This is a genomic window from Arthrobacter alkaliphilus (assembly GCF_021483235.1).
In the GTDB taxonomy this organism is placed as follows: domain Bacteria; phylum Actinomycetota; class Actinomycetes; order Actinomycetales; family Micrococcaceae; genus Arthrobacter; species Arthrobacter alkaliphilus.
Genome location: NZ_JAKEEC010000021.1, coordinates 25,623 through 49,165, shown reverse-complemented (window position 1 = coordinate 49,165; position 23,543 = coordinate 25,623). Strand labels below are relative to the sequence as shown.

Annotated in this window: 21 protein-coding genes; 8 read left to right on the top strand and 13 right to left on the bottom strand. The window is 66.5% G+C overall.

Annotated elements, in window-relative coordinates; translation table 11 throughout:
- Both L0B83_RS14465 and L0B83_RS14460 read left to right on the top strand, forming a co-directional pair.
- Nucleotides 1-675, top strand: a complete 675-nt coding sequence (locus tag L0B83_RS14465) for a potassium channel family protein (RefSeq protein WP_234759157.1) — start codon at nt 1-3, stop codon at nt 673-675.
- Complete coding sequence (locus L0B83_RS14460) at nt 672-1,403, top strand: potassium channel family protein (protein WP_234759156.1); 732 nt, start codon at nt 672-674, stop codon at nt 1,401-1,403. The genes L0B83_RS14465 and L0B83_RS14460 overlap by 4 nt, the downstream gene beginning before the upstream one ends.
- On the opposite strand, the gene L0B83_RS14455 is transcribed toward L0B83_RS14460, so the two are convergent.
- The 4 genes from L0B83_RS14455 to dut all read right to left on the bottom strand — a co-directional run bounded on the left by L0B83_RS14455 (nt 1,373) and on the right by dut (nt 3,883).
- Nucleotides 1,373-2,167 carry a DUF3159 domain-containing protein gene (locus L0B83_RS14455; RefSeq protein ID WP_234759155.1) on the bottom strand — a complete coding sequence of 265 codons (795 nt, stop codon included), beginning with the start codon at nt 2,165-2,167 and terminating at the stop codon, nt 1,373-1,375. The genes L0B83_RS14460 and L0B83_RS14455 overlap by 31 nt on opposite strands.
- Nucleotides 2,164-2,517 (bottom strand): hypothetical protein, encoded by a 354-nt coding sequence (locus tag L0B83_RS14450; protein WP_234759154.1) that lies wholly within the window; start codon nt 2,515-2,517, stop codon nt 2,164-2,166. The genes L0B83_RS14455 and L0B83_RS14450 overlap by 4 nt, the downstream gene beginning before the upstream one ends.
- On the bottom strand, nt 2,510-3,259 hold the full coding sequence (locus L0B83_RS14445) for a DUF3710 domain-containing protein (protein WP_234759153.1): 750 nt from the start codon (nt 3,257-3,259) through the stop codon (nt 2,510-2,512). The genes L0B83_RS14450 and L0B83_RS14445 overlap by 8 nt, the downstream gene beginning before the upstream one ends.
- A gap of 111 nt (nt 3,260-3,370) precedes the next feature.
- Nucleotides 3,371-3,883: a dUTP diphosphatase gene (dut, locus tag L0B83_RS14440; RefSeq protein WP_234759152.1), complete on the bottom strand. Its 513-nt coding sequence runs from the start codon at nt 3,881-3,883 to the stop codon at nt 3,371-3,373.
- Nucleotides 3,884-4,001: 118 nt separating this feature from the next.
- Here dut and L0B83_RS14435 point away from each other — a divergent pair, with 118 nt between their 5' ends.
- The gene (locus L0B83_RS14435) at nt 4,002-4,502 is read left to right on the top strand and encodes a DUF3093 domain-containing protein (protein WP_234759151.1); all 501 of its coding nucleotides are present in this window, start codon (nt 4,002-4,004) and stop codon (nt 4,500-4,502) included.
- On the opposite strand, the gene L0B83_RS14430 is transcribed toward L0B83_RS14435, so the two are convergent.
- Nucleotides 4,499-4,798: a DUF4193 domain-containing protein gene (locus L0B83_RS14430; protein ID WP_234759150.1), complete on the bottom strand. Its 300-nt coding sequence runs from the start codon at nt 4,796-4,798 to the stop codon at nt 4,499-4,501. The two genes, L0B83_RS14435 and L0B83_RS14430, sit on opposite strands and share 4 nt — an antisense overlap.
- Nucleotides 4,799-5,080: 282 nt before the next feature.
- On the opposite strand from L0B83_RS14430, the gene sepH reads away from it, so the two are divergent.
- Nucleotides 5,081-6,472: a septation protein SepH gene (sepH, locus tag L0B83_RS14425; RefSeq protein WP_234759149.1), complete on the top strand. Its 1,392-nt coding sequence runs from the start codon at nt 5,081-5,083 to the stop codon at nt 6,470-6,472.
- A gap of 23 nt (nt 6,473-6,495) precedes the next feature.
- Here the strand turns inward: sepH and L0B83_RS14420 are convergent, their stop codons facing one another.
- The 4 genes from L0B83_RS14420 to L0B83_RS14405 form a co-directional block, all read right to left on the bottom strand.
- The gene (locus L0B83_RS14420; RefSeq protein ID WP_234759148.1) at nt 6,496-7,227 is read right to left on the bottom strand and encodes a thymidine kinase; all 732 of its coding nucleotides are present in this window, start codon (nt 7,225-7,227) and stop codon (nt 6,496-6,498) included.
- Nucleotides 7,220-8,449: an alkaline phosphatase family protein gene (locus tag L0B83_RS14415; RefSeq protein WP_234759147.1), complete on the bottom strand. Its 1,230-nt coding sequence runs from the start codon at nt 8,447-8,449 to the stop codon at nt 7,220-7,222. Before L0B83_RS14415 ends, L0B83_RS14420 begins: the two co-directional genes overlap by 8 nt.
- Nucleotides 8,449-9,177 carry a DUF5998 family protein gene (locus tag L0B83_RS14410; RefSeq protein WP_234759146.1) on the bottom strand — a complete coding sequence of 243 codons (729 nt, stop codon included), beginning with the start codon at nt 9,175-9,177 and terminating at the stop codon, nt 8,449-8,451. The genes L0B83_RS14415 and L0B83_RS14410 overlap by 1 nt, the downstream gene beginning before the upstream one ends.
- A gap of 66 nt (nt 9,178-9,243) precedes the next feature.
- Complete coding sequence (locus tag L0B83_RS14405) at nt 9,244-11,937, bottom strand: bifunctional acetate--CoA ligase family protein/GNAT family N-acetyltransferase (RefSeq protein WP_234759145.1); 2,694 nt, start codon at nt 11,935-11,937, stop codon at nt 9,244-9,246.
- A gap of 54 nt (nt 11,938-11,991) precedes the next feature.
- Here L0B83_RS14405 and L0B83_RS14400 point away from each other — a divergent pair, with 54 nt between their 5' ends.
- A complete protein-coding gene (locus L0B83_RS14400) occupies nt 11,992-14,529 on the top strand; it encodes a DNA gyrase/topoisomerase IV subunit A (RefSeq protein WP_234759144.1) in 2,538 nt (845 codons plus the stop codon).
- Between the two features lie 34 nt (nt 14,530-14,563).
- On the opposite strand, the gene L0B83_RS14395 is transcribed toward L0B83_RS14400, so the two are convergent.
- On the bottom strand, nt 14,564-14,944 hold the full coding sequence (locus tag L0B83_RS14395) for a VOC family protein (RefSeq protein WP_234759143.1): 381 nt from the start codon (nt 14,942-14,944) through the stop codon (nt 14,564-14,566).
- A 126-nt stretch (nt 14,945-15,070) separates the two neighbouring features.
- On the opposite strand from L0B83_RS14395, the gene L0B83_RS14390 reads away from it, so the two are divergent.
- Nucleotides 15,071-15,589 carry a DinB family protein gene (locus L0B83_RS14390; protein ID WP_234759142.1) on the top strand — a complete coding sequence of 173 codons (519 nt, stop codon included), beginning with the start codon at nt 15,071-15,073 and terminating at the stop codon, nt 15,587-15,589.
- Nucleotides 15,590-15,597: 8 nt separating this feature from the next.
- A complete protein-coding gene (locus L0B83_RS14385; RefSeq protein ID WP_234759141.1) occupies nt 15,598-16,680 on the top strand; it encodes an NAD(P)H-dependent flavin oxidoreductase in 1,083 nt (360 codons plus the stop codon).
- Here the strand turns inward: L0B83_RS14385 and cydD are convergent.
- The 3 genes from cydD to L0B83_RS14370 are packed head-to-tail and all read right to left on the bottom strand — an operon-like array spanning nt 16,677 to nt 22,873.
- Nucleotides 16,677-20,141 (bottom strand): thiol reductant ABC exporter subunit CydD, encoded by a 3,465-nt coding sequence (gene cydD / locus L0B83_RS14380; protein WP_234759140.1) that lies wholly within the window; start codon nt 20,139-20,141, stop codon nt 16,677-16,679. The two genes, L0B83_RS14385 and cydD, sit on opposite strands and share 4 nt — an antisense overlap.
- A 3-nt stretch (nt 20,142-20,144) precedes the next feature.
- Complete coding sequence (gene cydB / locus L0B83_RS14375) at nt 20,145-21,242, bottom strand: cytochrome d ubiquinol oxidase subunit II (RefSeq protein WP_234759139.1); 1,098 nt, start codon at nt 21,240-21,242, stop codon at nt 20,145-20,147.
- A 20-nt stretch (nt 21,243-21,262) separates the two neighbouring features.
- On the bottom strand, nt 21,263-22,873 hold the full coding sequence (locus L0B83_RS14370; RefSeq protein WP_234759138.1) for a cytochrome ubiquinol oxidase subunit I: 1,611 nt from the start codon (nt 22,871-22,873) through the stop codon (nt 21,263-21,265).
- Between the two features lie 276 nt (nt 22,874-23,149).
- Between L0B83_RS14370 and L0B83_RS14365 the strand changes: the two genes are divergently transcribed.
- A complete protein-coding gene (locus L0B83_RS14365; RefSeq protein WP_234759137.1) occupies nt 23,150-23,536 on the top strand; it encodes a BlaI/MecI/CopY family transcriptional regulator in 387 nt (128 codons plus the stop codon).
- The last annotated feature ends 7 nt before the right edge of the window (nt 23,537-23,543 follow it).

The window sequence follows — 23,543 nt, the reverse complement described above, 5'->3', positions numbered from 1 at the left end:
GTGGCTCACTTTGTGATCATGGGTTGCGGACGAGTCGGCGCAACGTTGGCGCACACCTTGGAGGACGCCGGCCATTCGGTGGCAATCATCGACCAGGACGACCGTGCCTTCCGCCGCTTGCGCAGCGGATTCACCGGCAGGAAAGTCACCGGCGTCGGCTTTGACCGGGACACCCTCAAGCAGGCAGGTTGCGAGGAAGCGTACGCCTTCGCAGCCGTCTCCAGCGGTGACAACTCCAATATCCTCGCCACGCGGGTGGCCCGTGAGACTTTTCATGTTTCGCATGTTGTTGCCCGCATCTACGATCCCGGCCGCGCTGAAATCTACCAACGCCTGGGCATCCCCACGGTAGCCGCCGTGCGCTGGAGCGCCGACCAGGTCCTGCGGCGGATCCTGCCCGAACAGCACTTGGCGGGCGATTACCGCGAACCCTCGGGCCGGTTGGTTCTCTCCGAAGTCGACCTTGACCAGGGCTGGATCGGGCACCCGTTGACTGCCATCGAAGCAGCAGCCGGAATCCGTGTCGCGTTCCTTACCCGCTTCGGAGAGGGTGTCCTCCCCCAGGCCGGAACGGCGTACCAGGAGGGCGATACCGTGCATGCCATGTTGAACCTGGACCGCAGCGCCGAGGTGGCGCGCATCCTTTCCAGCGCACCTGCCAAGGAGTCTGAGTGAAAGTCGTTATTGTCGGCGCCGGCAGCGTCGGTTCATCGATCGCGCGGGAATTGCTCGCCCATAAACACGAGATCATGCTGATCGACCTCAAACCGGAGGTCATCGGGCGCAGCGGCCTCCGCGGCGCCCGTTGGCTCGTGGGCGATGCCTGCGAATTGAGCACGCTGCAGGACGCGAAGCTGGAAGGGGCCGACGTCGTGGTGTCCGCGACCGGCGACGACAAAGTGAACCTCGTGGTCTCGTTGCTGGCCAAGACCGAATTCGGGGTGGGCCGCACGGTGGGCCGGGTCAACAACCCCAAGAACGACTGGATGTTCAACGATTCCTGGGGCGTCGACGTCGCCGTCAACACTCCCCAGCTCATGACTGCGCTCGTGGAGGAAGCCGTGGAAATCGGTGACCTGGTCCGCTTGCTGACTTTGCAGACGGGCGTTTCCTCGCTCGTGGAGTTCACCGTTCCGCACGACTCGCACATCATTGGCAGCACCGTGGGCGGCATCGAATGGCCCGAAGACGCCACCCTCGTGGCCATCCTCCGGGACCACGCGCCCATCACTCCGAGCCGCGACGACGTGATCGATGGCGGCGACGAACTGTTCTTCGTCACGACCATCGCCGCAGAGGACGGCCTCAGGGCGCTGCTTTCCCCGTCCGCCGCGGACCACGGCTCAGTTGACGTCGAAGAAGGGTTCGCGGATCAGTCCGACGACGACGGCTTCGACGGCTGACGATCATCACCAGGCTTCTGGCCCGGCACCACCGGCCGGGTCAGGAGCCAGGCAATCCAGAGACCCAGGATGTAAAGCGGCGCGCCCATGATCAGCCTCATGGTAGCGAGCGCGGCAAGGCCGGGTTCACCCATGAAATACAAGGGCACCTGGACCACAAGCCGTAGCGCCAGCACGGCAATGACCACCCACGTGCCGATGGCATATGCCCGCAAGCGCTCGGGATTCTTCCGCCAGTCGAGGCCCTCGTTGCGGACGAAGCCGAACAGCAGGCCCGCGATCGGCCACTTCAGCACGATCGACAGCACCATTCCCGCGATGTAGGCGATGTTCGTGTAGAAGCCCAGGACGTAGAAGTCCTCGGCCTTGCCCGTGGTGTTCGCGAGCCAGGCCGAGATCGCGACGCCGGCAATACCGGCAAGCGCCTGGGTCAGGGGGCGCCGTTGCACAAGCCGGACCACGGTGAAGACGGCTGCCGCCGCGAGGGAGGCAATGAGCGACGCCGGAAGGTCGCGGGTGACCATGAAGGCGATCAGGAACACGAGGCCGGGCACGATGCTCTCGGCTATGCCCTGGACACCTCCGGCCGATTTGAGGATGTCAACGTGCCCGTGGCTGTTGCGTTGGAGCCCGGCCTTCTCCGCGTAGCCTGCGGCGATGTCCGCAATGCTTGGCCCTTGGGCGCCCTGCGCGGAACCGCCGGCTTGTCCGGGCTGGTCCTGCGCGGGGTTCTCGTGGGGACCGGGTCCGTTGGCGACGGTCATTGGTGCTCCTGCCGGGAGAGGATTTCATAGCGCGGATTGAACATGGTGGGCATCCCGTCCCGCAGCATGACCATGCCCTCGAGCCGCAGGACAGTCCCGGGTTCTATACCGGGCACTTTGCTGCGCCCGAGCCAGATGACGCGCAACCGGGTCAACGGAACCGTGTCGCCCCTGTGCGCAATCCGGTCAACGACGATCGCCGAGAAGTGCGCTTGTTCGCTGGCGGGCTGGTAGGTCACCGACTCGATGAAACCGGTCCAGTCGACCCTTCCCCGGAGCGGAAGCCGGGTGAGGGTAAGGGACGCCGGGCCGCCGTGGTCGGCAGCGGCACTCGCCGTTTTGTCAGCCAATCTGCGTGATCTCCGGGCCGCGTTCCGGGCGCTGGAGCTCCGGTGCCTCCTGGGGAGCGCCCTGCTGGCCGGATGCCACGGCGTCCTTGGGAAGCTTCAACTGAAGCAGTTCACGGGGCGGCATGGGGTTGTCGCCGCGAATGACCACAACCTTGCGGAAGAGGTTTTCCAGCCCTTCGGCCGCTTGCCTGTCCAGGGCCGCGTTGCCGCCGATGACGCCGCGAAGGAACCAACGGGGCCCGTCGACGCCCATGAACCGGGCGGCCCGGAAGCCGCGTCCGCCGTCGGCCGATTCGGTAGGAAGCTTGGCGATGAGTTCGGTGCCGAAGGTGCCGGGGACCTCTTCCACTTCGCCTCCCTGACTGGCTACGGACTGGCCGATCTGTTCGCGGATCTCATCCCACAGCCCTTCGGAACGCGGAGCCGCAAAAGCCTGGAGCTGGAGGCTCGAGCCATCGAGGTCCATGGTGACCGCCACAACCCGCTGGGTTGCTTCTTCTACTTCGAGGCGCAGTTGAAGGCCCTCGGAAGGCTCGATCAGCAAGGCGCCAAGATCCACGTATCCATCCTGGCTCTCAATTTCACTGGCATCGAATGGCCCCTTGGACAGCCGGAAGTCGCCCTTCGCAGCCCCACCGGCTACCGCGCCGGAGTCCTGCTGCGGCGTCGCGTCATTGGCCTTCTCAGTACCGCTGTCTTTCGGCTGTTCAGCCTTGGACTTCTTTCCGCGCCCAAAAAGCATCGGGTTGTCTCCTTAGTAGTGGTCCATCCCCCAGTAAACCGCAGACTGCCCGTCAACTCGCGGGCAGCATGGCAATCAGCTCCACGCGGCGCCGATTGTCGAGCGTCGTTGCTAGCCCACGGCCGGCGCGAAGCCTCCGGTGGATCCAAAGCCGCCGGTGCCGCGCGAGGTGTCGGACAATTCCTCCACGGATACGAACTGCGCATACTCGACGCGCTGGATCACCATTTGAGCAATTCTATCGCCGCGCTTGAGTTCGATTGCCTGGTTTTGGTCCGTATTCAAAAGCGTCACGGAAATTTCACCTCGGTAGCCGGCGTCAACGGTCCCGGGAGCGTTGACCACAGTCAGTCCATGCTTGGTTGCCAGCCCCGACCGGGGATGAATCAGCGCGACAAAGCCGTTGGGCAGGGCAATGGAGACGCCCGTGGGAACGAGCTTCCGCTCTCCCGGCGCTAGCGAAACGTCCGAGCGGGCCCGCAGGTCCGCGCCGGCGTCGCCGGGGTGGGCGTACGACGGCGCTTCCAGGCCGGCGTCGAGCATTTTCAGTTGGACCTGAAGGGTCGGCGCACCGTATTCGGTGGCGGCGTCTGCTGGGCTGGCTATTGCTGTCTCGTGGCTCACAGTCACACATTCTATCGCCCGGGGAGTGCTCCGCCGGTTGCGGCCGAACGCCTGGCGCGCGGCAGGGGGGCGGCACGGGGCGGCAATCCCCCGCCCGCAGTGCCGATAAGCTGGAGGCATGCCTGAATCGACTGCTTCCGCACCCTCGCCGCACCATTCCTCAAGTGGAACGGGCGTCCTGTTTACGGAAAAGCTCTGGCCCTCCCCGTGGATCTGGATTGTGGTGGTCGGCTTGTCCGCCGCGGGCATCCTGGTGTTGGCGCCGATCAGCATCACCGCGGGGATCATCGCCGCACTGGTCCTCTTTGCGATCATGACCACCATGCTGGTGTTGTCCACTCCTGCGATCGTGGTGGACGGGGACACGGTCCAAGTGGGACGCGCCACTATCCAGCGCGAGTTTGTCGGCGCCGTCACCGCCTACCGCAAGGACGAAGCCACCGCGGAGCGCGGAACCCGCCTCCATGGACTGGCCTACCTGTGCCTCCGCGGCTGGATAGATCCCGTGGTGCGCATCGAAATCACCGACCCGGCGGACCGCACACCCTACTGGTTGACGTCCACGCGCCGCCCCGAAGAACTTCTGGCCGCACTGTCCACTCACGCTTCGCGGGACTAGCTCTCGCATTCCTTGCAGTAAAGATGCCCGTCCTTCTCCCGCGCAATCTGGGAGCGGTGCTTGACGAGGAAGCAATTGAAGCAAGTAAATTCGTCCGCCTGCGGCGGGAGCACGCGGACCAGCAACTCTTCGCCGGACAAGTCCGCCCCGGGCAGCTCGTAGGCGTCCGCGAGGTCAGTCTCATCGATGTCCACAGCCGATGACGACTGCTTTTCGGTGCGATGCGACTTGAGTTCCTCGATCGAGTCCTCGGAGTCTTCTTCGGTCTTCCGAGGGGCGTCGTAGTCCGTTGCCATGGTCCCTTCTTCGTTTCTCGCCGGTACCTCACGCAGGCTTGGGGTCCTGTTGGCCGGACCTGCTCCGGTCTAAGGATGTAACGCAGCGGACAGCCTTTTTGTGCCCTATACCGGGCAGATTGTCCTCCGGCACGACCCGGATGTCCATAACCCCGTTCCGGTCGCGTACCCACGGGATGCCGAAAATCGCGGAATATCGCGGCGCGCCCTTTGTCCTAGTAGGAAAAGGCCCTACCGGGTGGCAGAGTTTCGAATGTCAGATAGGCCATGGTGGAGGATTTTATGCGGGATCTACGGCTGGTTGGCGTCCACGACGACGGCGGACATCTCCTGTTGAGCGGTACCGGCGGCGAGATGTTCCAGCTTCCGATTGATGAGGCGTTGCGGGCTGCAGCGAGCCGGACGCCTGCCCAAGTAGCGGCACGTGCCGCGATCACGCCCGTCGCCATGTCCCCCCGTGACATCCAGTCCCGCATCCGCAGCGGCGCAACGGCAGCGGAGGTCGCAGAGCTGTCCGGGCTGCCGCTCGCCAACGTCCAGCGGTATGAGGGGCCTGTGCTCGCGGAGCGCGAGTACATTGCCCAGCAGGCCCGCAAAGTCGAAGTCGCTACCCCCGCCCCCGGCCACGACGCTTATCGTGCAGCGTTCGGCGACGAACCCGCGAGCTTGGGCGACATGGTCGCACATCGGCTGAGGGCCCACGGAATCGATTCCTCGGCCGTGGAGTGGGATTCCTGGCGCCGGACGGATGGCACCTGGACCGTCGTCGCACGCTTCGAAACCACGCCGGGCAACCTGGAAAGCATCGGCGAAGAACCACCGGCAATGTGGACGTTCAATCCCGCCCGCAAGTCCATCCAGAACGCCAACCGCTGGGCCCAGCAGCTCAGCGAACTGGAACCCCTCGATGGACCCGTACCGGCGCGGCGGCTCACTGCAGTCTCCGACCGGCCCTTCGACTTCGAGGCCGACGCCGGGAGCACCGCGCGCGCGGCTGCCGCCGCTGCCACGAAGGAAGCCGATGGGCTCCTGGATATGTTGCGCTCGCGCCGCGGACAAAGGCTGGGGCTTGACGAAGACGGTGACGACGCCTTGGCACTGCTGCTGAGCAGCGGCATCCCGGCTGCCCACCCGCGGCCGGCCGACGTCGAAGAGGGAACAACGGACGCCGGAACAGCGGACGATCAGCCGGCAGACACGGACGAGGAGCGGCAGCCGACCGAAGCCGCGCCCGCCCCCAGCCGCCGTGACGCGCGGGCTTCCATGCTTTCGCGGCTGAGCCTGGCCCCCAATCACGACGACAAGGAAAATGATTCCCTCCATCTCCACGATGGCGTCAGCACTGATACCCGTGAAATCACGGTGATCCCCGGCCCCCTCCGCCCCGTGACCATGCTGCGCGGCAGAAGCGACAACGGCGGCCAGTCCGGCCAGTCCGGCCAGTCCGGCCAGGACGAGGCACGGACCACAGCCACACCGTCACCGCGGGCGGGCCTGGACGAATTGCTCGGCGGCGCTCCCCGGCAGGATCGCGACGAGCCGAAGCACGCCCGCCCCGGGCAGAAGGATGACGAATCTTCGGACGCCGAGCCGGCCGAGCGCCAGCCGTCACGCCCCAAGCGCTCCAGCATTCCCAGCTGGGATGAAATCGTCTTCGGGACCCGCGGAGACTAAGCAGCGTTCACGTCGTTGCGGCTTCAGCCGGCACCGTGCCAAAGGCAAGCGTCGACGTCGAACGGCAGCAACTGATCCCGGCTCGCCATGAGGTTGGCTCCATGCGCGGTGACCCGGCGCATGTAGTGCCTGCGGCACAGGGTCTCGTACCCGACGACCGGTTGCGGCGAGTCGCTCTGCTCCGGGGTGGCCTCGGCTTGGCCTGGCTCCGCTTGGCCTGCCTCCCGGGCAACGTCTCCCACCACGACCTGCTCGCCTTCGACCACCATGATGCCGTCCACAGTCCGCGCATTGTGTGTTGCCCGGCGGCCGCACCAGCAAAGAGCTTCGACCTGCAGGACCTGGATCTTGTCCGCGAGTTCCACGAAACGCTGGGATCCGGGAAACAACCGGGTGCGGAAGTCGGACGTGATTCCGAATGCGAAAACGTCCACATCCATCTCGTCGACCACGCGGGCCAGTTGCTCCACTTGCGCCGGTGAGTAGAACTGGGCCTCGTCACAGATCAGGTAATCCACCTTGAGGCCCGTGGTCCGGCGGCGGACCACCTCATCCCAGAAATCGGTGGTGTCGTTCACTTCCACCGCGTCCGTCTGGAGCCCGAGCCGGCTGGAAATGACGGAAACTCCGGCGCGGTCGTTGCGGCTGAAGCGGACCCCGCCCCTGCCGCGCGCACGGTGGTTGTAGTCCATCTGCAAAGCAAGCGTGGACTTGCCGCAGTCCATGGTCCCGGAGAAGAAGATGAGTTCAGCCACGACGGCCTTTGGGACCGGCGGCCTGGAAGCACAGCAGCGGAACTTCGCGCTCCGCCTTGGTCAGGGAACCGTGTTGCCCCACCACCTCCAAGGCAGTCGGACGGACACGCCGGACGTCGTAGAGCGCCAAGGCATCGCGCGCGGCAATCATGACATCCCCGATCCTGGGGGAAACCTCTGCCCGCAGGGCACCGAAGAGTCCGGCTTCCAGCGCTTGCCCGCGCGTGAAGGCCCAGATCCGCTCGCCGAAGCGGGACCGCCAGGCTTGCAGGAGGGCCTCACTGTGGCGGTCTCCGGCGTCGGGCTCTAGGTACAGGTGGACCATGCGTGGCTCGCCAGCGGTGTGCCGGACCCCGGCAACCAGGGCCGGATCGGCGGAATAGTCGATGCGCTGCGACTCCGGGACGTCGACCATTCCGTGGTCGCCGGTAAGCAGGATGGTGGTCCCCGCCGGCAGTGACGCAGAGAGCCTCTTCACCGTTGAATCGATTTCCTCGAGCTGGTGTTCCCAGCGGTCCGACTGGCAGCCGAAGCGGTGCCCGGCTTTGTCCAACTCGTTGACGTAGAAGTACATGAGCGTGGGGGTTCCCGCGGCCATTTCCTCCCCCGCCAGGGCCGTCCTGGCATGGAGCGAACTGCCGCCCACGAACCGGCTTCCGCGCAGCGCCGCACGGGTCATCGGTGACCCGCCGAATTGGGGCAGGCTCACGGTGACGACGTCGGCCTCGGGAGCCATTCGTTCGAAAAGCGTCGGGAAAGGCTGCCACCTCAGGGGGTCGACTCCGGTGTCCCAATTGCCGAGCAAGTTGACTACCTTGTCCTGGGCCGGGTCCAGGACGTCGTAGCCCACCATGCCGTGTTCACCGGGCGTACGGCCGGTTCCAAGGCTCGCCAACGAGGAAGCCGTGGTGGAAGGAAAAGCTGAATCGAGCCATACCGGGACGGCTCCCTGCCCGGCATTCGCCACTGACCGCAGAAACGGAGTGTGCGCGGCCTTCTGTTTCAGGAGGTTGCGCCCCAGGCCGTCGGCGAGAACGACACAGACGCGTTGCGATGGGGGCAAGTGCAGCTTGTTTTCGAAGCCGGGCAAGCCCATGGACGCCGCGGCGCTGGTGAAGACCTCCGCGATCGATTTGTTGCCGTACAGCGGCGCACCCGGAAGCTCGGGGATGGCGCTGGAAACGGGGACAGTGTCCTGGGCGACGGGTTCCGACGTCGCCATCAGCGCTGGTGCCCGCGGCTCAGCCTGTTGCCGAAAACGCCGGAGCGCACTCGCGGAGCGGAGATGGTGCCCGGGTGGACTGCGGGCCCGGCGGCGCCTGTATTCACGGCGCGGAGCGCACGGGCGAAGACCTTCGCATCCTGGACAGCACGGGGCCCATCGGCCTCGGAGCTGATCCGCAGCACGATGTCCTCCTGGGAGATGGTGCCCGTGTACCCGTGGTCGGCTTCGCATTGCGGATCGCCGCAACTGGCGGGTCCCACATCCAGGCGCTGGCCTCCGGACCAGGCAATGGAGAGGGTCAGCTCCCTGACGGGGTCGCTTGGAGTGTAGTTCTGCGGCTGCGCGTACATATAGCTGAGGACCACCGAACGGATCTGCGCCACGGGCACGGACTCCGTGGAAATCTGGGCGACGATCTGCTCGCCGGCTTCGTCAAGCTGCTGGTCGTCAACGTGGGTGATCACCAGCATGTCCTCGGTCAGGACCAGGACAGTGATGTGCCGCCGGACCTCGGCGCGATCGAAATGTGTTTCCAAATGCACCAGGTGCGCAAGGCAGTCGCGCCCGTCCAAGGCATCGGCCACAACATCGGCAACCAGGACAGGATAGAAACCTGCCCGTTGAAGCGCCTGGTCCAGGCTCTGCCCCTGCGAGCTGTGGTTGTGTGCTGCATGGTGCCCGGTGGTAGCCGGACCGGACGGAGGCGTCGGGGACTTCGAGCTCATTCCCCCATTTTCACAGATCGGCTGGGGACTTCATAACGCAAGTCCATCCGACCGACTGCCGTCAAATCAGCCGAGCATCGCCCGGCGGGCACTGTCCGTCCGCTGCGCGGCGTTCCCGATCCACACCTCGGCGGAAAGGATTTTCGCGCCACGCGTCCCGGCCAGGACGGGGTTGAACTCCACAAGCGCAATCTCGGGGTGCTCGTCCTTGAGCCGGGCCAGCCGCGCTCCCAGGTCTTCGAGGGCCGCCACGTCCACTGCCGGCAACCCTTGGTAGCCGAATAGTTTCAGGGAAGCCCGGGGGGCCCTGATGAAGTCGTGAAGATCGGTAGAGGACAGGGGAGGCACCCGGTGTGCCCAATCGTCGAGGAGATTCACGGCGTCGCCCGCCAAACCGAAGGACACCACGGGCCCCAGGAGCGGATCCTCGATAGCCCGGAAGGTGCAGGCCTGCCCCACGGAGACCATGGACTGCACCTCTATGGCCGGTGAACCATAGGGCTCGAGGGCCCGGCGCATCTGCGCGATGTTGCGCCGCAGCGAGTCCGCATCCTCGATGTCGAGGCGCACGCCGCCCAGGTCCAGGCGGTGCCGGAGGGCGGGATCAGTGGTCTTGATCACCACGGGCCAACCGAGCCGGTCGGCGGCGGCAACCGCTTCGTCGTCGCTCCCGAACACCGCCGAGGGCACCACGGGGATCCCGTAACGGGACAGCAGCGCCGCCGCTTCGCCGTCGTCGAGCCGGACCAATTGCTCCCCCGGGACGGAAGAGAGGAGGCGTTCGATGTGTTCGCTGGTGCCCTCACGGTCGCAACCGGCAGGCTCAACGAACACCCCCTGGTCCCGGTCCAGCCATTGCGCGTAACGGACCACGGCCGCGAGCGCCGCCACCGCGCTGCCGGCGCTGGAGTAGCAAGGTAGAGCCGGCCCGGAGTCACCATTCGCGGCGAGCAATCCATCCAAGTGGACGGAAGCGTCGAGGATCCCGGTGAACGCCGCCACGACGGGCTTACCTGCCTCCGCCGCGCATTCGGCCAGCACTCCGGCGATTGCTTCCATCGTGAGGCTGCGGGACGGCACCATGGCCGCCACCACCGCATGCACGGCTTCGTCCGCGAGATTCTTCCGGAGGCTGCGGCGCAGCCCTTCCTTCGCCACGGACATCCCCGCGTTCAGGTCCACGTCGGTGACTATCCGGTCGACTACGAGCCCGTGGGGTGCGGCGTTGTCCGCCACGACCTTGCCGAAGGCCGCGGCATTGCTGTAGACGGCGAGCGCGGGGCCCTTGGGCAGGGGCTGGCTCGAAACGATCTGCGCCACATCCATGAGTTGCTCGATGGTTTCGACGGCGATGACGCCGGCTTGGCGCATCATCGCGTCGAGGGCCGCCGCGGGCGCCAAGGTGGTCCTGACCACGTGGCCCGGCGGTAGGCGCAGCCCCGTCACATCCGATTTGGCGACGATGACCGGCTTGCTGCGCGACAAGCGGCGGGCCAGGCGGGAGAACTTGCGGGGATTGCCGATCGACTCCAGGTAGAGTCCGACGGCGGCGGTATCGGGATCGTCCTCCCAGAACTGCATGACGTCGTTGCCGGAGACATCGGCCCGGTTGCCGGCGGACAAGACGGAAGAAAGGCCCAGGCCCCGGCGGCTCGCTGACGCGTAAACGGAAACCCCGATGGCCGCAGATTGCGAAAACAGCCCCAATCCCCCGCGCTGCGGCAGCTTGGGGGCCATCGACGCGTTGAGGGAAACCTCCGGGTTCGTGTTCACGATCCCCAAGGACTCGGGGCCGATCACCCGCATCCCGTAGGACCTCGCCTGGCGCACGAGCTCCCGCTGCCTCCGCAACCCCCGCTCGCCGTCGTCCGCGTACCCGGCCGTGGCCACCACGAGGCCTTTGACTCCGGCCGCCCCGCACTCGTCCACGACCTTCGGCACTTCCTCGTAAGGAACGGCCACGACGGCGAGTTGCACCGGCCCGGGGACGTCAGCGATCCGCGCGAAGGACTTCATGCCGGCCAGCTCGAATGCTTCAGGGTTGACCGCGTAGACGGCGCCGGTGAAGCCACCTGCCAGGACGTGCTCCAGCAATTGGTGCCCCACGGTGCCCCACCTGCGGCTCGCGCCCACCACGGCGATCGACGACGGCGCCAGCAAGTCGCGTACGCTCCGGGCCTCGGCACGGTGTTCCCGCGATTCCATGACGGCGAGGGATTTTTCGGTGGGGTTGATATTGAATTCGACGCTGACCACGCCGTCGTCGAATTTGCGCGCCAGCTCATAGCCTGCATCGGCGAAGACCCGGAGCATCTTGCGGTTCTCCGGCAGGACCTCGGCCGTGAAGCGGCGGATGCCGTTCTCCCGGGCGGCCGCAGCCAAGTGTTCGAGGAGTATCGAGCCGATGCCCCGCCCCTGCTGGGCGTCGGAAATATTGAAGGCCACTTCGGCTTCGGTGCGGTCGTTGAGCCTGTCGTAGCGGCCGACACCGACGATCTCGCCGCCGATGGTGATGACGAACGCCACCCGGTCCTTGTGGTCCACCTCGGTGAAACGGCGGAGTTCCTTGCTCGAAAGCCTCGATTTGAACGAGAAGAACCGCATGTAGATGGACGTCTCGGACTGCGCCGTGTGGAAGGCCTGGAGGGCGTCGGCGTCTTCGGGTGAGATTGGTCTCAAGTGGGCCGTTCCGCCGTCCCGAAGCACGACATCGGCCTCCCAATATTCCGGATATACGCCGGCGCCGCGCTGATCCACCATAGGCTTAGCCTAGCTAAGTCTTCCGCAGTACACGTTTAAGGATCCACCGACTCCATGGCACGAAGCCAAAGTCCCTCCCGCGCAAACGCGGCCTCTGCCGCCGTCGACGGGGACTTCACCGAGAACATCATCGATATCGACGTCACTTCCGAAATGGAAGGCTCCTTCCTGGAGTACGCATATTCGGTGATCTATTCCCGCGCGCTCCCGGATGCGCGCGACGGCCTCAAACCCGTCCAGCGGCGCATCTTGTACATGATGAGCGACATGGGCCTGCGCCCGGACCGCGGCCATGTGAAGAGCGCCCGCGTGGTGGGCGAAGTCATGGGAAAGCTGCACCCCCACGGTGACGCGGCGATCTATGACGCCATGGTGCGCATGGCACAGGACTTCTCGTTGCGGCTTCCGCTGATTGACGGCCACGGCAACTTCGGTTCGCTCGACGACGGGCCGGCTGCCCCGCGTTACACGGAGGCCAGGCTGGCCGCCGCGGCGCTGACGATGACCGACCACCTCGATGAAGACGTGGTGGACTTCGTTCCCAACTACGACAACCAGCTCACCCAGCCCGATGTCCTGCCGGCCGCTTTCCCCAACCTGCTGGTCAACGGCACCACGGGGATCGCCGTCGGCATGGCGACCAACATGGCCCCGCACAACCTCGTCGAGGTCATCGCGGCCGCCCGGCACCTCATCGCAAACCCGGATGCCACGCTGGAAGACATCATGCGGTTCGTGCCGGGTCCGGACTTGCCTACCGGCGGCCGGATCGTGGGCTTGGATGGCATCCGCGATGCCTATGCCACGGGACGCGGTTCGTTCAAGACCCGCGCGAAGGTGGAGGTCGAGCAGCTGACCGCGCGCCGCACCGGCCTGGTGGTGACCGAGCTCCCCTACATGGTGGGTCCGGAGAAGGTCATCGAAAAGATCAAGGATGCCGTCAACGCCAAAAAGCTGAGCGGCATCAGCGATGTCCTGGACCTCACTGACCGCAAGCACGGACTGCGGCTCGTGATCGAGATCAAGAACGGCTTCAATCCCAACGCCGTGCTGCAGCAGCTCTACCGGTTCACGCCGATGGAAGACTCCTTCGGCATCAACAACGTCACCCTGGTGGACGGCCAGCCGCAGACCCTCGGCCTGCTGCAACTCCTCCAAGTGTACGTCGACCATCGCTTGTCCGTGGTGCGCCGCCGCACCGCCTTCCGCCTGGGAAAGAAAAAAGACCGCCTCCACCTGGTGGAGGGCCTGTTGATCGCGATCGTCGACATCGACGAGGTCATCCAGATCATCCGCTCTTCGGACGAGGCATCGGCGGCCCGCGAACGGTTGATGTCGATCTACGACCTGTCCGAGGTCCAGGCCAACTACATCCTGGAACTCCGCCTGCGCCAGCTGACCAAGTACTCGCGCATCGAGCTTGAGAAGGAGCAGGACGAACTGCGCCGCGAGATTGCCGAGCTCGAGGCGATCCTGGCGTCGGATGTACTCCTGCGTGAAGTGGTGTCCGGGGAACTGGCCGAAGTGGCCGAGAAGTACGGCACCCCGCGGCGCACCGTCCTCCTCGAATCGGAAGCGGTGTCCCCCACTGTGGCCGCCGCACTTGCCGCAGCCGTCCCGGCGGGCAAGGGCAAGGCCGCCGCACTCCCCCTCGAAATTCCCGACGACCCGTGCTGGGCAATCCTCAGCGCGTCCGGCCAGATCGCGCGGACGTCCAACCAGGAGCCGTTGGTCGAATCCGGCCCGCGGAGCAAGCACGATGTCTACCGCTCCGTGGTCAAGACAACGGCGCGCGGCGAGATTGGCGCAGTCACGTCGCAGGGCCGCATGCTGCGGGTCCAGGTCATGGACATGCCGGCGCTCCCGGCCGTGTCCGGCCTGCCCAACCTTGCAGGGGGCGTCGCGGCGAAGGACTTCATCACCCTGCTCAAGGGTGAATCGCTCGTAGCGCTCGTGCCGCTGGATACGGTGTTGGCGATCGGAACGGCGCAGGGCGTGGTGAAGCGGGTCCAGCCCGAGTACCCCTTGAACCGGGAAGACTGGGAAATCATTGCCCTCAAGGACAAGGACGCTGTGGTGGGCGTGGATCCCGCCCGGGACGACGACGTCGACCTCGTCTTCGTGACCCGGCTTGCGCAGCTCCTGCGCTTCAGCGCCTCCGCCGTCCGGCCACAGGGCCGTACCGCGGGCGGCATGGCGGGAATCAAGCTGGCGGCCGGCGACGCCGTCATCCACTTCGGCGCGGTGCGGGCGAATGACCCTGCCGCCGTCGTCGTGACGATTGCGGGCAGCAACGGTGCGCTGCCGGGAACCGCTCCCGGCACGGCCAAGGTCACCCCGTTCGACGAGTACCCGGCCAAGGGCCGGGCCACCGGAGGCGTGCGGGCGCACCGTTTCCTCAAGGGTGAAGACATGCTCCTGCTCGGGTGGGCGGGCCATGGTCCTGCCAAGGCGTCATCCAGCGCCGGTGTTGCCCGCGCCCTCCCGCAAGAACATGGCCGTCGTGACGGCTCCGGCGTTCCCCTTTCCCAGCCCGTGGACGCCGTCGGCGCCAGCATGGCGTGGGGAGAAGGGAACGCCGGCGAAAGTTAACGCGAGGTAGCCGGTGCCCTGCCCGGATGCCGGGCTACATCGTGGCGATGCTGAGAATGTTTCCCTCCGAATCGCGGAACCAGGCTCCCCTTTCGCCGTCGGGCAGCGTAGCTACGCCGTTTTCGGTCTTCAGGCCGGGCATGTCGTACTCTTCGAAGACGACTCCGCGTTCCCTGAGGTCGGCCATGTCGCGGTCCAGGTCCGTGCTCTGGAATCCCAACTGGGTGTTCTTCGCAGTCCCGGCAAAGGACGTCTCGTAGAGCAGGAAGCCTGTGCCGTTGGCGCACTTGTACATCAGGTTGTCCGAGGCCTCCGGGTTCTCCGGTTCGAGGCCGAGTTTGTCGCGGTAGAAGTCGCGTGCGCGGGCGATATCGCTGGCAGGAAGCACGCCGGCGACGCTTAGATCCTTTAGCATGGCAGTTTCACTTTCCAGGCTTCCCCCAGCACCTAACTTTACTCCTGATCGCGCTGGCCACGGCTGGAAGCAGCCCCTCTCCGCAAGGTGTGACCGGATCAGGAATCCGGGCCATAGACTACTGCCATGCCGATCATTCCCGATGACAAGGACTGGACCTGGGTCCTGTCCACGCCCTGTCCCGAGTGCGGCTTCGACTCCGCTACCGTGACGCCGTCCACCGTCCCGGGCGCGGTCTTGAGCATGTTGCCGCGTTGGCGGGCCGTCCTGCGCCGGGAAGATGCCTCCACCCGCCCGGACGACCACACGTGGTCGCCCTTGGAATACGCCTGCCACGTTCGGGACGTCTTCAGCCTCTTCGACCAGCGCCTGAATCTCATGCTGAGCGATGACGACGCCCATTTCGACAATTGGGACCAGGACAAGGCCGCGATCGACGGCGACTACGCCCATGCGGACCCGGCCGAAGTCGCTGCGCAACTGGTCGCGGAGGGCACCCAGATTGCCAACTCCTTCGCCGCGGTCCGCGAGGACGAGTGGCCCCGCACGGGGGTCCGCAGCAACGGCTCGACCTTCACCGTGCTGACGTTCTCCCAGTACTTCCTGCACGACGTCGTCCACCACTTGCACGACGTGGACGGCTAGGCGCCGCGATGTCATGGAAAGACACGAGGGCAACACGCCTCTTCAACATTGATCTGCCCATTGTCCTCGGACCGTTCGGGGGCCTGTCGTCGGTGGAGCTGGCGGCCACCGTCAGCGAAGCCGGCGGACTGGGTTCCTATGGCCTCTACGGCTACGACGCGGAACGGATTACCGCCACGGCCAAAGAGCTCAAGGAAGCCACCGGGAAACCGTTCGCGCTGAACCTTTGGCTCCCCATCGAGGGCGAGGAGCCGCCCACCGCGGACGCAGGCCAGTTCGCCGCCTACCTGGACATCCTCCGGCCATACTTCGATCTGGTGGGCGTGGAACCACCCGCCCAACCGGACGCGTACCTCCCCGATCTGCAGGAACAGATCCAGGCGGCAATCGATGCCCGGCCGGCCGTGCTGAGCTTCGTGTTCGGCGTGCCGTCCCCTGCCGTCATTGAACAGGCCCGGCGGAACGGCATCGTGGTGGTGGGTACTGCCACCACGGTCGACGAAGCGGTGGCCTTGGACGGCGGCGGTGTTGACGCGATCGTCGCCACGGGGATGGAGGCCGGCGGACACCGGGTTTCCTTCCTCCGCGCACCGGAGGACTCGCTCGTGGGGACCATGGCCCTGGTGCCACAGGTGGTGGATGCGGTTTCGGTTCCGGTCATCGCGGCAGGCGGTATTTCGGACGGCCGTGGGGTCGCTGCCGCCTTGGCTCTGGGCGCGGATGCGGTCCAGATCGGTTCGGCCTTCCTCGCCACGCGGCAGTCAGCCATCAGCCCCGCGCACCTCGCCGCGATGCGCGGCCCCGACGCCGCCCACACGGTCCTGACCCGTGCCCTCAGCGGCCGCCTGGCCCGCGGGATCCCCAACCGGATCATCAGGGAACTCGCCGACCCTTCCGCGCACGCCCCGTTCCCGATCCAGAACTGGCTGACCGGGAAGTTCCGGCCCGCCGCGGCGGCACAGGGTATCCCTGGCCTGATGTCGCTGTGGGCCGGCCAGTCGACGCCGCTCATCCGGGAGGACGACGCAGTGAAACTCGTGGACCATATCGTCGAGACGGTGGACTCGATCGCCCGGCGGTTTCTCGGCTAGCTCCCCCGCACCGGCTCCGGGAGAGCCGACGGCGAGCCCAGATCCAGCCGGGAATCCGTCCCGTCGATGTCGGCCGGGTTGTGAGTCACGAGGACCACTGTGACGTCCTTCAGCCCGGCACGCAGCTCCGCCATCATGAGCTGCCCGGCCTCGGCGTCCAGATGGGCGGTCGGCTCGTCCAGGAGCAGGACCGCAGCGCCGGTGAGGAGCGTGCGGGCCATGGCGAGCCGTTGGCGTTCGCCGCCGCTCAGGAACGAACCCGAGGGGCCGATGCGGCTATCGAGCCCACGGGGAAGTTCGGACACCAAGCCGGCAAGGCCGACGGCGCCCAAGGCCTTGTACATGTCCGCTTCCGAAGGCTTGCGCGCCGCCGGGCGGGCGAGCAGCAAGTTGCCCCGGATCGTGGAGTCGAAAAGATGCGCTTCCTGGGGACACCACGCTGCCTTCCCAGTGACGTACGCCCTCCCGGAAGATTCCGGCAGGAAGCCAAGCACGACCGAGAGCAGGGTGGACTTCCCCGAGCCGGAGGGGCCGGTGACCGCGAGCCAACGTCCGGGGGCCGCTTCGGCGCTGAGCCCGCTGAACACGGGCGCCCCGCCGGGCCACGCGGCTTCGAGACGGTCCAGCAGCAGTCCCGCGGAACCGTCGGGCCGCTCCGGCAGCGGCCGCACGCCGCCGTCGGCATCCGGGGCGTCGAAGGCTCCGGACTGTGCGATCCGCCGCAGCACCGAGGCCAAAGCCGGACCCTGCCGGACTGCTGATACCACCGCTCCGTAGGGCTCCGCGAGGGCCAACTGGACCAGGACGACGACGGCCAGCACAGCCGGCGCGACCGTTCCGGCTTGCACGGAAGGTGCGGCCAAAATCCCCGCCCCGAAGGCTCCCAGGGTGCAGGCAAGCACCGTCAACCCCTGGCCGATCCCGTCGGCCCAGGCCGAACGCTGTGCGGCTGCAGTCGCTGCGTTGTCCTTCCGGGTCAGGGACGACAACACCGTGCCGGCGACGCCGTTGGCGCTGAGTTCCGCGCGCGCGTCGAGGGCCGCGGCAACGTCACGCAGAACGAGGGAGCGCAGTTGCTGCTCGGCGCGCGCCGCGTTGCGGTCCGCCGCCAGCGCAAGAAGTGGAGCGAGGACCAGGCCTACCACGGCGGTCATTGCAACCGCCGGTACGGAAGCGGGAACCAGCAGCGCAGAGGCAACCAGCGCCGAAACAGCAACGGCGAGCGCGGACAGCGGAGGCAGGACGACCCGCGGCAGCACCTCACGCAGAGTGTCGACGTCGTCCACCACCGCGCCGAGCACATTGCCACCCTGCAGAAGCCGCCGCAGGGACAGCGCCCGCGCACTGAGAGCCGCCCAAAGCGCACCCCGGAGCCTCGTCATGGAGGCGAAGACCGTGTCGTGGACGACGAGCCGTTCGGCGTACCGCAGCACCGCCCTGCCTATGCCGAAAAACCGGACGCCGACGATCGCTCCGAGCAAATACAGGATGGGCGGTTGTTCGCTGGCCCGGATGATCAGCCAGCCGGACAGCCCCGACAGGGCCACGGCAAACAAGGCGGCGAGCGCCGCCAGCAGCACGGCCCCGGCGAACTTGTAGCGGACCGGGGCAAGGACCCGCGCGAGGGCCTTGAGCGTGGAGAAAGAGGTCGGGGGTTCAATTCCCCCCACCGGTGTGGTTCCGGTATCCGCATCCGGCCGGAGTGGGGCTGCCGCGGATACGGCGGAGCCCGGGCGCGCTGTCCCGGCTTGCTGTTGTACCGTCCCGGCGTCGGACATCCCGGGGTCAGCCTTCCCGCCGTCGACCCTCACTACGTTGTCCGCCAGGTTCCGGGTCGCGGCGTCGTGGGCCACCAGGATGACAGTCGCGGCCCCCCGCAGCCCGGCAATCGCCGAACGGACGGCGTCCGCCGACGCATCGTCCAGGTGGGCGGTGGGTTCGTCGAGCAGCAGGACCTTGGCACCGGAGGCAAGGCGCGCCAGGCCCCGGGCCACGGCCACCCGCCGCATTTCGCCTGGACTCAACTCGGCCGGGTGTTTGTACGCGAGGTGGTCCGCGGCGGCCTGCTCCAGGCAACGCATGGCCCTCGCCAGGTCCGCATCGGCGGTGGTTTCGGGATCCGGCGACGCAAGTCCCGGGGACGGGCACTCCTGGTTGCCGCCCTGCAGATAAAGGACTATCTCGTCCAGCACCGTGTCTGCGGCCATGACAGGATGCTGTGGAACCCATGCGACCGAGCCGGCATCCAGACCGGCGACAGAACCTTCGATGGTTGCCGCCGGGCCGTCGCCGATCGTGCCGGCCAGGACGCCCAGGACGGTGCTCTTGCCGGAACCGCTGCGCCCGTCAAGGGCGGTGATCTTCCCGGCCGGCGCTTTGAAGTCGAGGGGTCCGACGGCGGCCGCCGCCCGGCCCGCGTACGTCACCGTCAGGCCGGTGACAGTGACGTCGGAGGGTCCGGTCTTGCCGGCCGGCCCGGCGGCTGGCGCGACGGCGCCGGGCGCGCCAATCAGCGGTCGGCCCGCCGGCGAGGCGAGCACGGCGTTGGCGGCGGCCAAAGCCTCGCGCCCGTCGTCGCTGGCATGGTGCGCCGCGCCCAGTTCGCGCAGGGGAAGATAGCAATCGGGAGCGAGGATGAGGGCCAGCAGGCCTGCTTCCAGGCCCATGTCGCCGGCCACGAGACGCACGCCGATGAAGACTGCCACGACGGCGACCGAGAGGGTAGCTATCAGCTCCAGGGCGAGGGCTGACAGGAAGGCGGTACGCAGTGTTCCCATGGTGCGCGAGCGGTATTCCTCCGAGAGGTCCTCGAGGGCTGCGCGCTGTTCGCGCGCGCGGCCCAGCCCGACCAACACCGGAAGTCCCTTCGCCAACTCCAGGATGTGCCCCGAAAGCTTCCGCAGCGTGGATTGGGCTTCGCGGACCCGGTCCTCGGTATGGCGGCCGATCAGGACCATGAAGAGCGGGACCAGCGGGAGGGTCAGCACCACCACCACGGCACTGACCCAGTCCGCGAAGAGGATCCGGGCGCCGAGGAGCAGGGGCACTGCGGCACAATTGACCAACGCGGGAAGGAACTGGGTGTAGTAATTGTCCAGGGCATCAAGGCCTCGCGTCGCAAGCACCGCGAGCCCGCCGTCGTTCACATCGCCGACCCGTCCCGCAGCCCCGGAGCCGAGAGCGCGCCAAAGCAGCCGGGACCGCAGCTCTTCCTTGACCCCGAGGGCCGCGCGGCGCGCCGCGACTCCCTGCCCCCAGACTGCCAGCGACCGCAGGACGGCGCCCGCCGCACCCCAAAGGAGCGATTCCCGCCACCCGCTGCCGCCTGCCGCGAGTCCGGACAGCATCGCCGCGATGGCCTGCGCGATCAGGACCAGGGACAAGGCCTTGAGCGAGGACAGCAGGCCAAGGAAATACAAGGCGGACCGTGTGGCGGGTCCGGCCGGCAGCTCGGGCTTCATCCGCTACTCGCCGGCGTCGCGGGGTGCGTGTTTGGCAGCTCGACCTGCCGGCGCCTCATGGCCGACGAGCACCTTGGCCGCGATGGCCGGGAGGAACCCGTGCGCCGGGGGAATGTGTGCCGCGCTCACGCGGCGACGGAACACCCAGTAGGTCCAGGCCTGGTAGGCGATGACGAGCGGCAGGCCGACGGCGGCCGCGATGCTCATCAGCCCGAGGGTGTAGGCGGACGACGAGGCGTTGGAAATGGTGAGGTTGAAGGCGGGGTTCAAAGTGGACGGGATGACCACTGGGAACGCCGCACCGAAGATGGAAGCGGTGGCGCACACGAGGAAGGCGCCCAGCGCTCCGAAGGCCTTCCCCTCAGCCCCGCGGCGGGCGAGGACCCAGGCGGCCGCCGCTGCGAAGACTCCGAGGATCACCAGTATCCACGTTGCCGGCTTGCCGCTGAGCAGCTGCACGGCAACCGCCCACGCCAGCAGCGGCAGCAAGGCGATCGGGGCGAGCCGCACAAACCAGCGGCGCGCGCGGTGGCGCACTTGGCCGTCGGTCTTCAGGGCCAGGAAGGCCAGCGCATGCACCAGGGCGAACGCGACCACGGCCAATCCGCCCAGCACGGCGTAGCCGCTGAACCAGGCAAAAGGGCCGCCGTGGCGGTCGCCGTTCGAGTCGATCGGAAGCCCGGTAGTGGTCAACGCCAGGGCGGCACCGATGCCGAACGCGGCGGTGAACGAGCCCAGCGCGATGGCCCAGTCCCAGGCGGTCCGCCAGCGCTGCGTGTCCACTTTGCCCCGGTACTCGAAGGCCACAGCCCTGAAGATCAGGGCCACGAGGACGATCAGGAGCGGCAGGTAAAGCGCCGAAAACAACGAGGCGTACCACAGCGGAAAAGCCGCGAAGGTGGCACCGGCCGCGGTCAGCAGCCACACTTCATTCCCGTCCCATACCGGGCCGACGGTGTTCAGCAACACCCGGCGGTCGGTGTCGTTCCGGGCGAAGAGCTTCATGAGCATTCCGACGCCGAGGTCGAATCCCTCGAGGAAGAGGTATCCCGTCCACAGCACGGCGATGGCCACGAACCAGACGGTGGGCAACAGTTCCATTCGAATGATCCCTCTGCTTCCTAGTAGGCGAATGCCAGGACGTCGTCGCTCGCGCCCGGCCGGTCCTGTGCACCCGGGGTCCCGCCGTCGTCGTCCGTCTTGTCCTTCTTTTCGCTGAGCGCCTTGGCGAGCTCAGGCATCGCGGACACCACTCCGCCCCGGGCGTACTTGACCAGCAGGCGGACCTCGACCACCAGCAGCACGGCGTAGATGGACCCCAACACCACCAGCGAGGTGATGAGCTCAGCGGCGGAGACGCCGGGTGAGACGGCCGCGGCGGTGAACATGAACACTTGGTCGACGCCGCTTGCGTCCGGATTAGGCGCGACGACGAACGGCTGCCGGCCCATTTCGGTGAAGATCCACCCGGCGGCGTTGGCACCGAAGGGAGCCAGGATTCCGAAGACCGCCAGGCGCATGATCCACCGTGATTGCGGGACCAACCCCTTACGGGTCACCCACAATGCGAGCAACGCGGCAAAGGCAGCGATCCCGCCGAATCCGATCATCATGCGGAAGCCCCAGTACGTCACTTCCATGACGGGTACGTACTGGATGTCCTGCCCTGCCCGGTCGCCATAGAGGGGGTTGTCCGGCAGGTGGGTGCCGTACTTGGCCTTGTATTCGTCCAGGAGGCTGTTGACGCCCTTCACTTCGGTGGTGAAATCGCCCTTGGCCAGGAAGGACAGGATGCCGGGGACCTCGATCACGGCAACAATGTCGTTGCAGTTCTTCGACCCGACGTTGCCGACGCTCAGGATAGAGAATCCGGTGCCGTCGTGGCAGGCGGCCTCGGCTGCGGCCATCTTCATGGGCTGTTGTTCGAACATCAGTTTGCCCTGCATATCGCCCGTGATGGCGGTGCCGGCGAAAGAGATCATGGCGACGACGGCGCCGATCCGCAGGGAGGTCATCCAGACTTTGTAGTCGGTCTTGTCCCGCCCGGGAATGTCCGCTTCGCCCGCGACGGCCCGGCCGTCGGCTCCCACGGTGTCAATGCCATCGTGGCGGCGGCGCCAAAGGTGGTACCAGGCGATTCCGAGGAGGAACGCTCCGGCCACGGCCAGCGCACCGAAGAGGGTGTGGGGTACGGCCACCAAGGCAGTGTTGTTGGTAAAGACCGCCCAGGCGTCAGTCATGTGCGGGCGCCCGTTGACCATCTTGACGCCGACAGGGTGCTGCATCCAGGAGTTGGCGACGATGATGAAGTAGGCAGAGAAGAACGAGCCAATCACGGCGATCCAGAGGCACGCGAGGTGGACACCGCGCTTGAGTTGCTTCCAGCCGAAAATCCAGAGTCCCAAGAATGTCGATTCCACGAAGAAGGCGAGAAGCGCCTCCAGGGCCAGGGGCGCACCGAACACGTCGCCGACGAACCGGCTGTACTCGCTCCATGCCATGCCGAATTGGAATTCCTGCACGATTCCCGTGGCCACGCCCATGATGAAGTTGATGAGGAAGAGCTTGCCCCAGAACTTGGTCATCCGCAGGTATTCCACCTTGCCGGTGCGGTACCAGAAGGTCTGTATGACGGCCACGACGAGACCCAGGCCGATGGTCAGCGGCACCATCATGAAGTGGTAGACGGTTGTGATTCCAAATTGCCAGCGTGCGATTTCCAAGGCGTCCATGGCTGTCCTTTGATCCGGCGCCCTCTTTTCGGCGCCTATTTTCTACGTTGCGTAGAACTACTTCTTCTACACAGTGTAGAACAAACCCCCCGCGATGTGTGCACCACTCTTCCAGCGGCGTCATGGTGCCGCAAGGACACGCCGGGCGCCATGTTCTACCTCACGTAGAATCGCGGCCTGAAAAGCGGTAGATTGAGGGTGGAATGTTGGATCATCGCACTTCCCCGGGGGCCGAGGAAACGGGCCGGGGTGGTGCGGAAAGTAGGGGATGGATTGATGGCAAGTCTTGGGGAACTGGAACGGGCGGTCATGGACCTCCTTTGGGCGGGCCAGGAGGCCGCGACAGCCAACAAACTCCGTGATCTGCTGGCTCAGGATTCTGCCGCAACAGACGGCATTGCAGGACACCAAGGCAAGGACCTCGCAGTGACGACCGTCCTGACCGTCTTGTCGCGCCTTGAGAAGAAGGGCCTCGTGGAGCGCGAGCGCGGCACCCGTCCGCACCGCTACCAGGCTGTTTCGAGCCGCGCGGACCACACGGCGGACCTCATGCACGAGGCCCTCGGTTCTGCCCCGGACCGTGAAGCAGTACTGGCCCGGTTCATCGGTTCCGTGAGCGAGAGTGAAGCCGCCACGCTGCGCAAGCTGCTCGGCAAAGACTAAGCAACCC

Bases quoted from the DNA above. Each gene is read 5' to 3' on its own strand.
- L0B83_RS14455 (WP_234759155.1), bottom strand. From the start codon at position 2,167: ATGACCGTCGCCAACGGACCCGGTCCCCACGAGAACCCCGCGCAGGAC.
- L0B83_RS14445 (WP_234759153.1), bottom strand. From the start codon at position 3,259: ATGCTTTTTGGGCGCGGAAAGAAGTCCAAGGCTGAACAGCCGAAAGAC.
- L0B83_RS14435 (WP_234759151.1), top strand. From the start codon at position 4,002: ATGCCTGAATCGACTGCTTCCGCACCCTCGCCGCACCATTCCTCAAGT.
- L0B83_RS14430 (WP_234759150.1), bottom strand. From the start codon at position 4,798: ATGGCAACGGACTACGACGCCCCTCGGAAGACCGAAGAAGACTCCGAG.
- sepH (WP_234759149.1), top strand. From the start codon at position 5,081: ATGCGGGATCTACGGCTGGTTGGCGTCCACGACGACGGCGGACATCTC.
- L0B83_RS14415 (WP_234759147.1), bottom strand. From the start codon at position 8,449: ATGGCGACGTCGGAACCCGTCGCCCAGGACACTGTCCCCGTTTCCAGC.
- L0B83_RS14410 (WP_234759146.1), bottom strand. From the start codon at position 9,177: ATGAGCTCGAAGTCCCCGACGCCTCCGTCCGGTCCGGCTACCACCGGG.
- L0B83_RS14405 (WP_234759145.1), bottom strand. From the start codon at position 11,937: ATGGTGGATCAGCGCGGCGCCGGCGTATATCCGGAATATTGGGAGGCC.
- L0B83_RS14400 (WP_234759144.1), top strand. From the start codon at position 11,992: ATGGCACGAAGCCAAAGTCCCTCCCGCGCAAACGCGGCCTCTGCCGCC.
- L0B83_RS14395 (WP_234759143.1), bottom strand. From the start codon at position 14,944: ATGCTAAAGGATCTAAGCGTCGCCGGCGTGCTTCCTGCCAGCGATATC.
- L0B83_RS14390 (WP_234759142.1), top strand. From the start codon at position 15,071: ATGCCGATCATTCCCGATGACAAGGACTGGACCTGGGTCCTGTCCACG.
- L0B83_RS14385 (WP_234759141.1), top strand. From the start codon at position 15,598: ATGTCATGGAAAGACACGAGGGCAACACGCCTCTTCAACATTGATCTG.
- cydD (WP_234759140.1), bottom strand. From the start codon at position 20,141: ATGAAGCCCGAGCTGCCGGCCGGACCCGCCACACGGTCCGCCTTGTAT.
- cydB (WP_234759139.1), bottom strand. From the start codon at position 21,242: ATGGAACTGTTGCCCACCGTCTGGTTCGTGGCCATCGCCGTGCTGTGG.
- L0B83_RS14370 (WP_234759138.1), bottom strand. From the start codon at position 22,873: ATGGACGCCTTGGAAATCGCACGCTGGCAATTTGGAATCACAACCGTC.
- L0B83_RS14365 (WP_234759137.1), top strand. From the start codon at position 23,150: ATGGCAAGTCTTGGGGAACTGGAACGGGCGGTCATGGACCTCCTTTGG.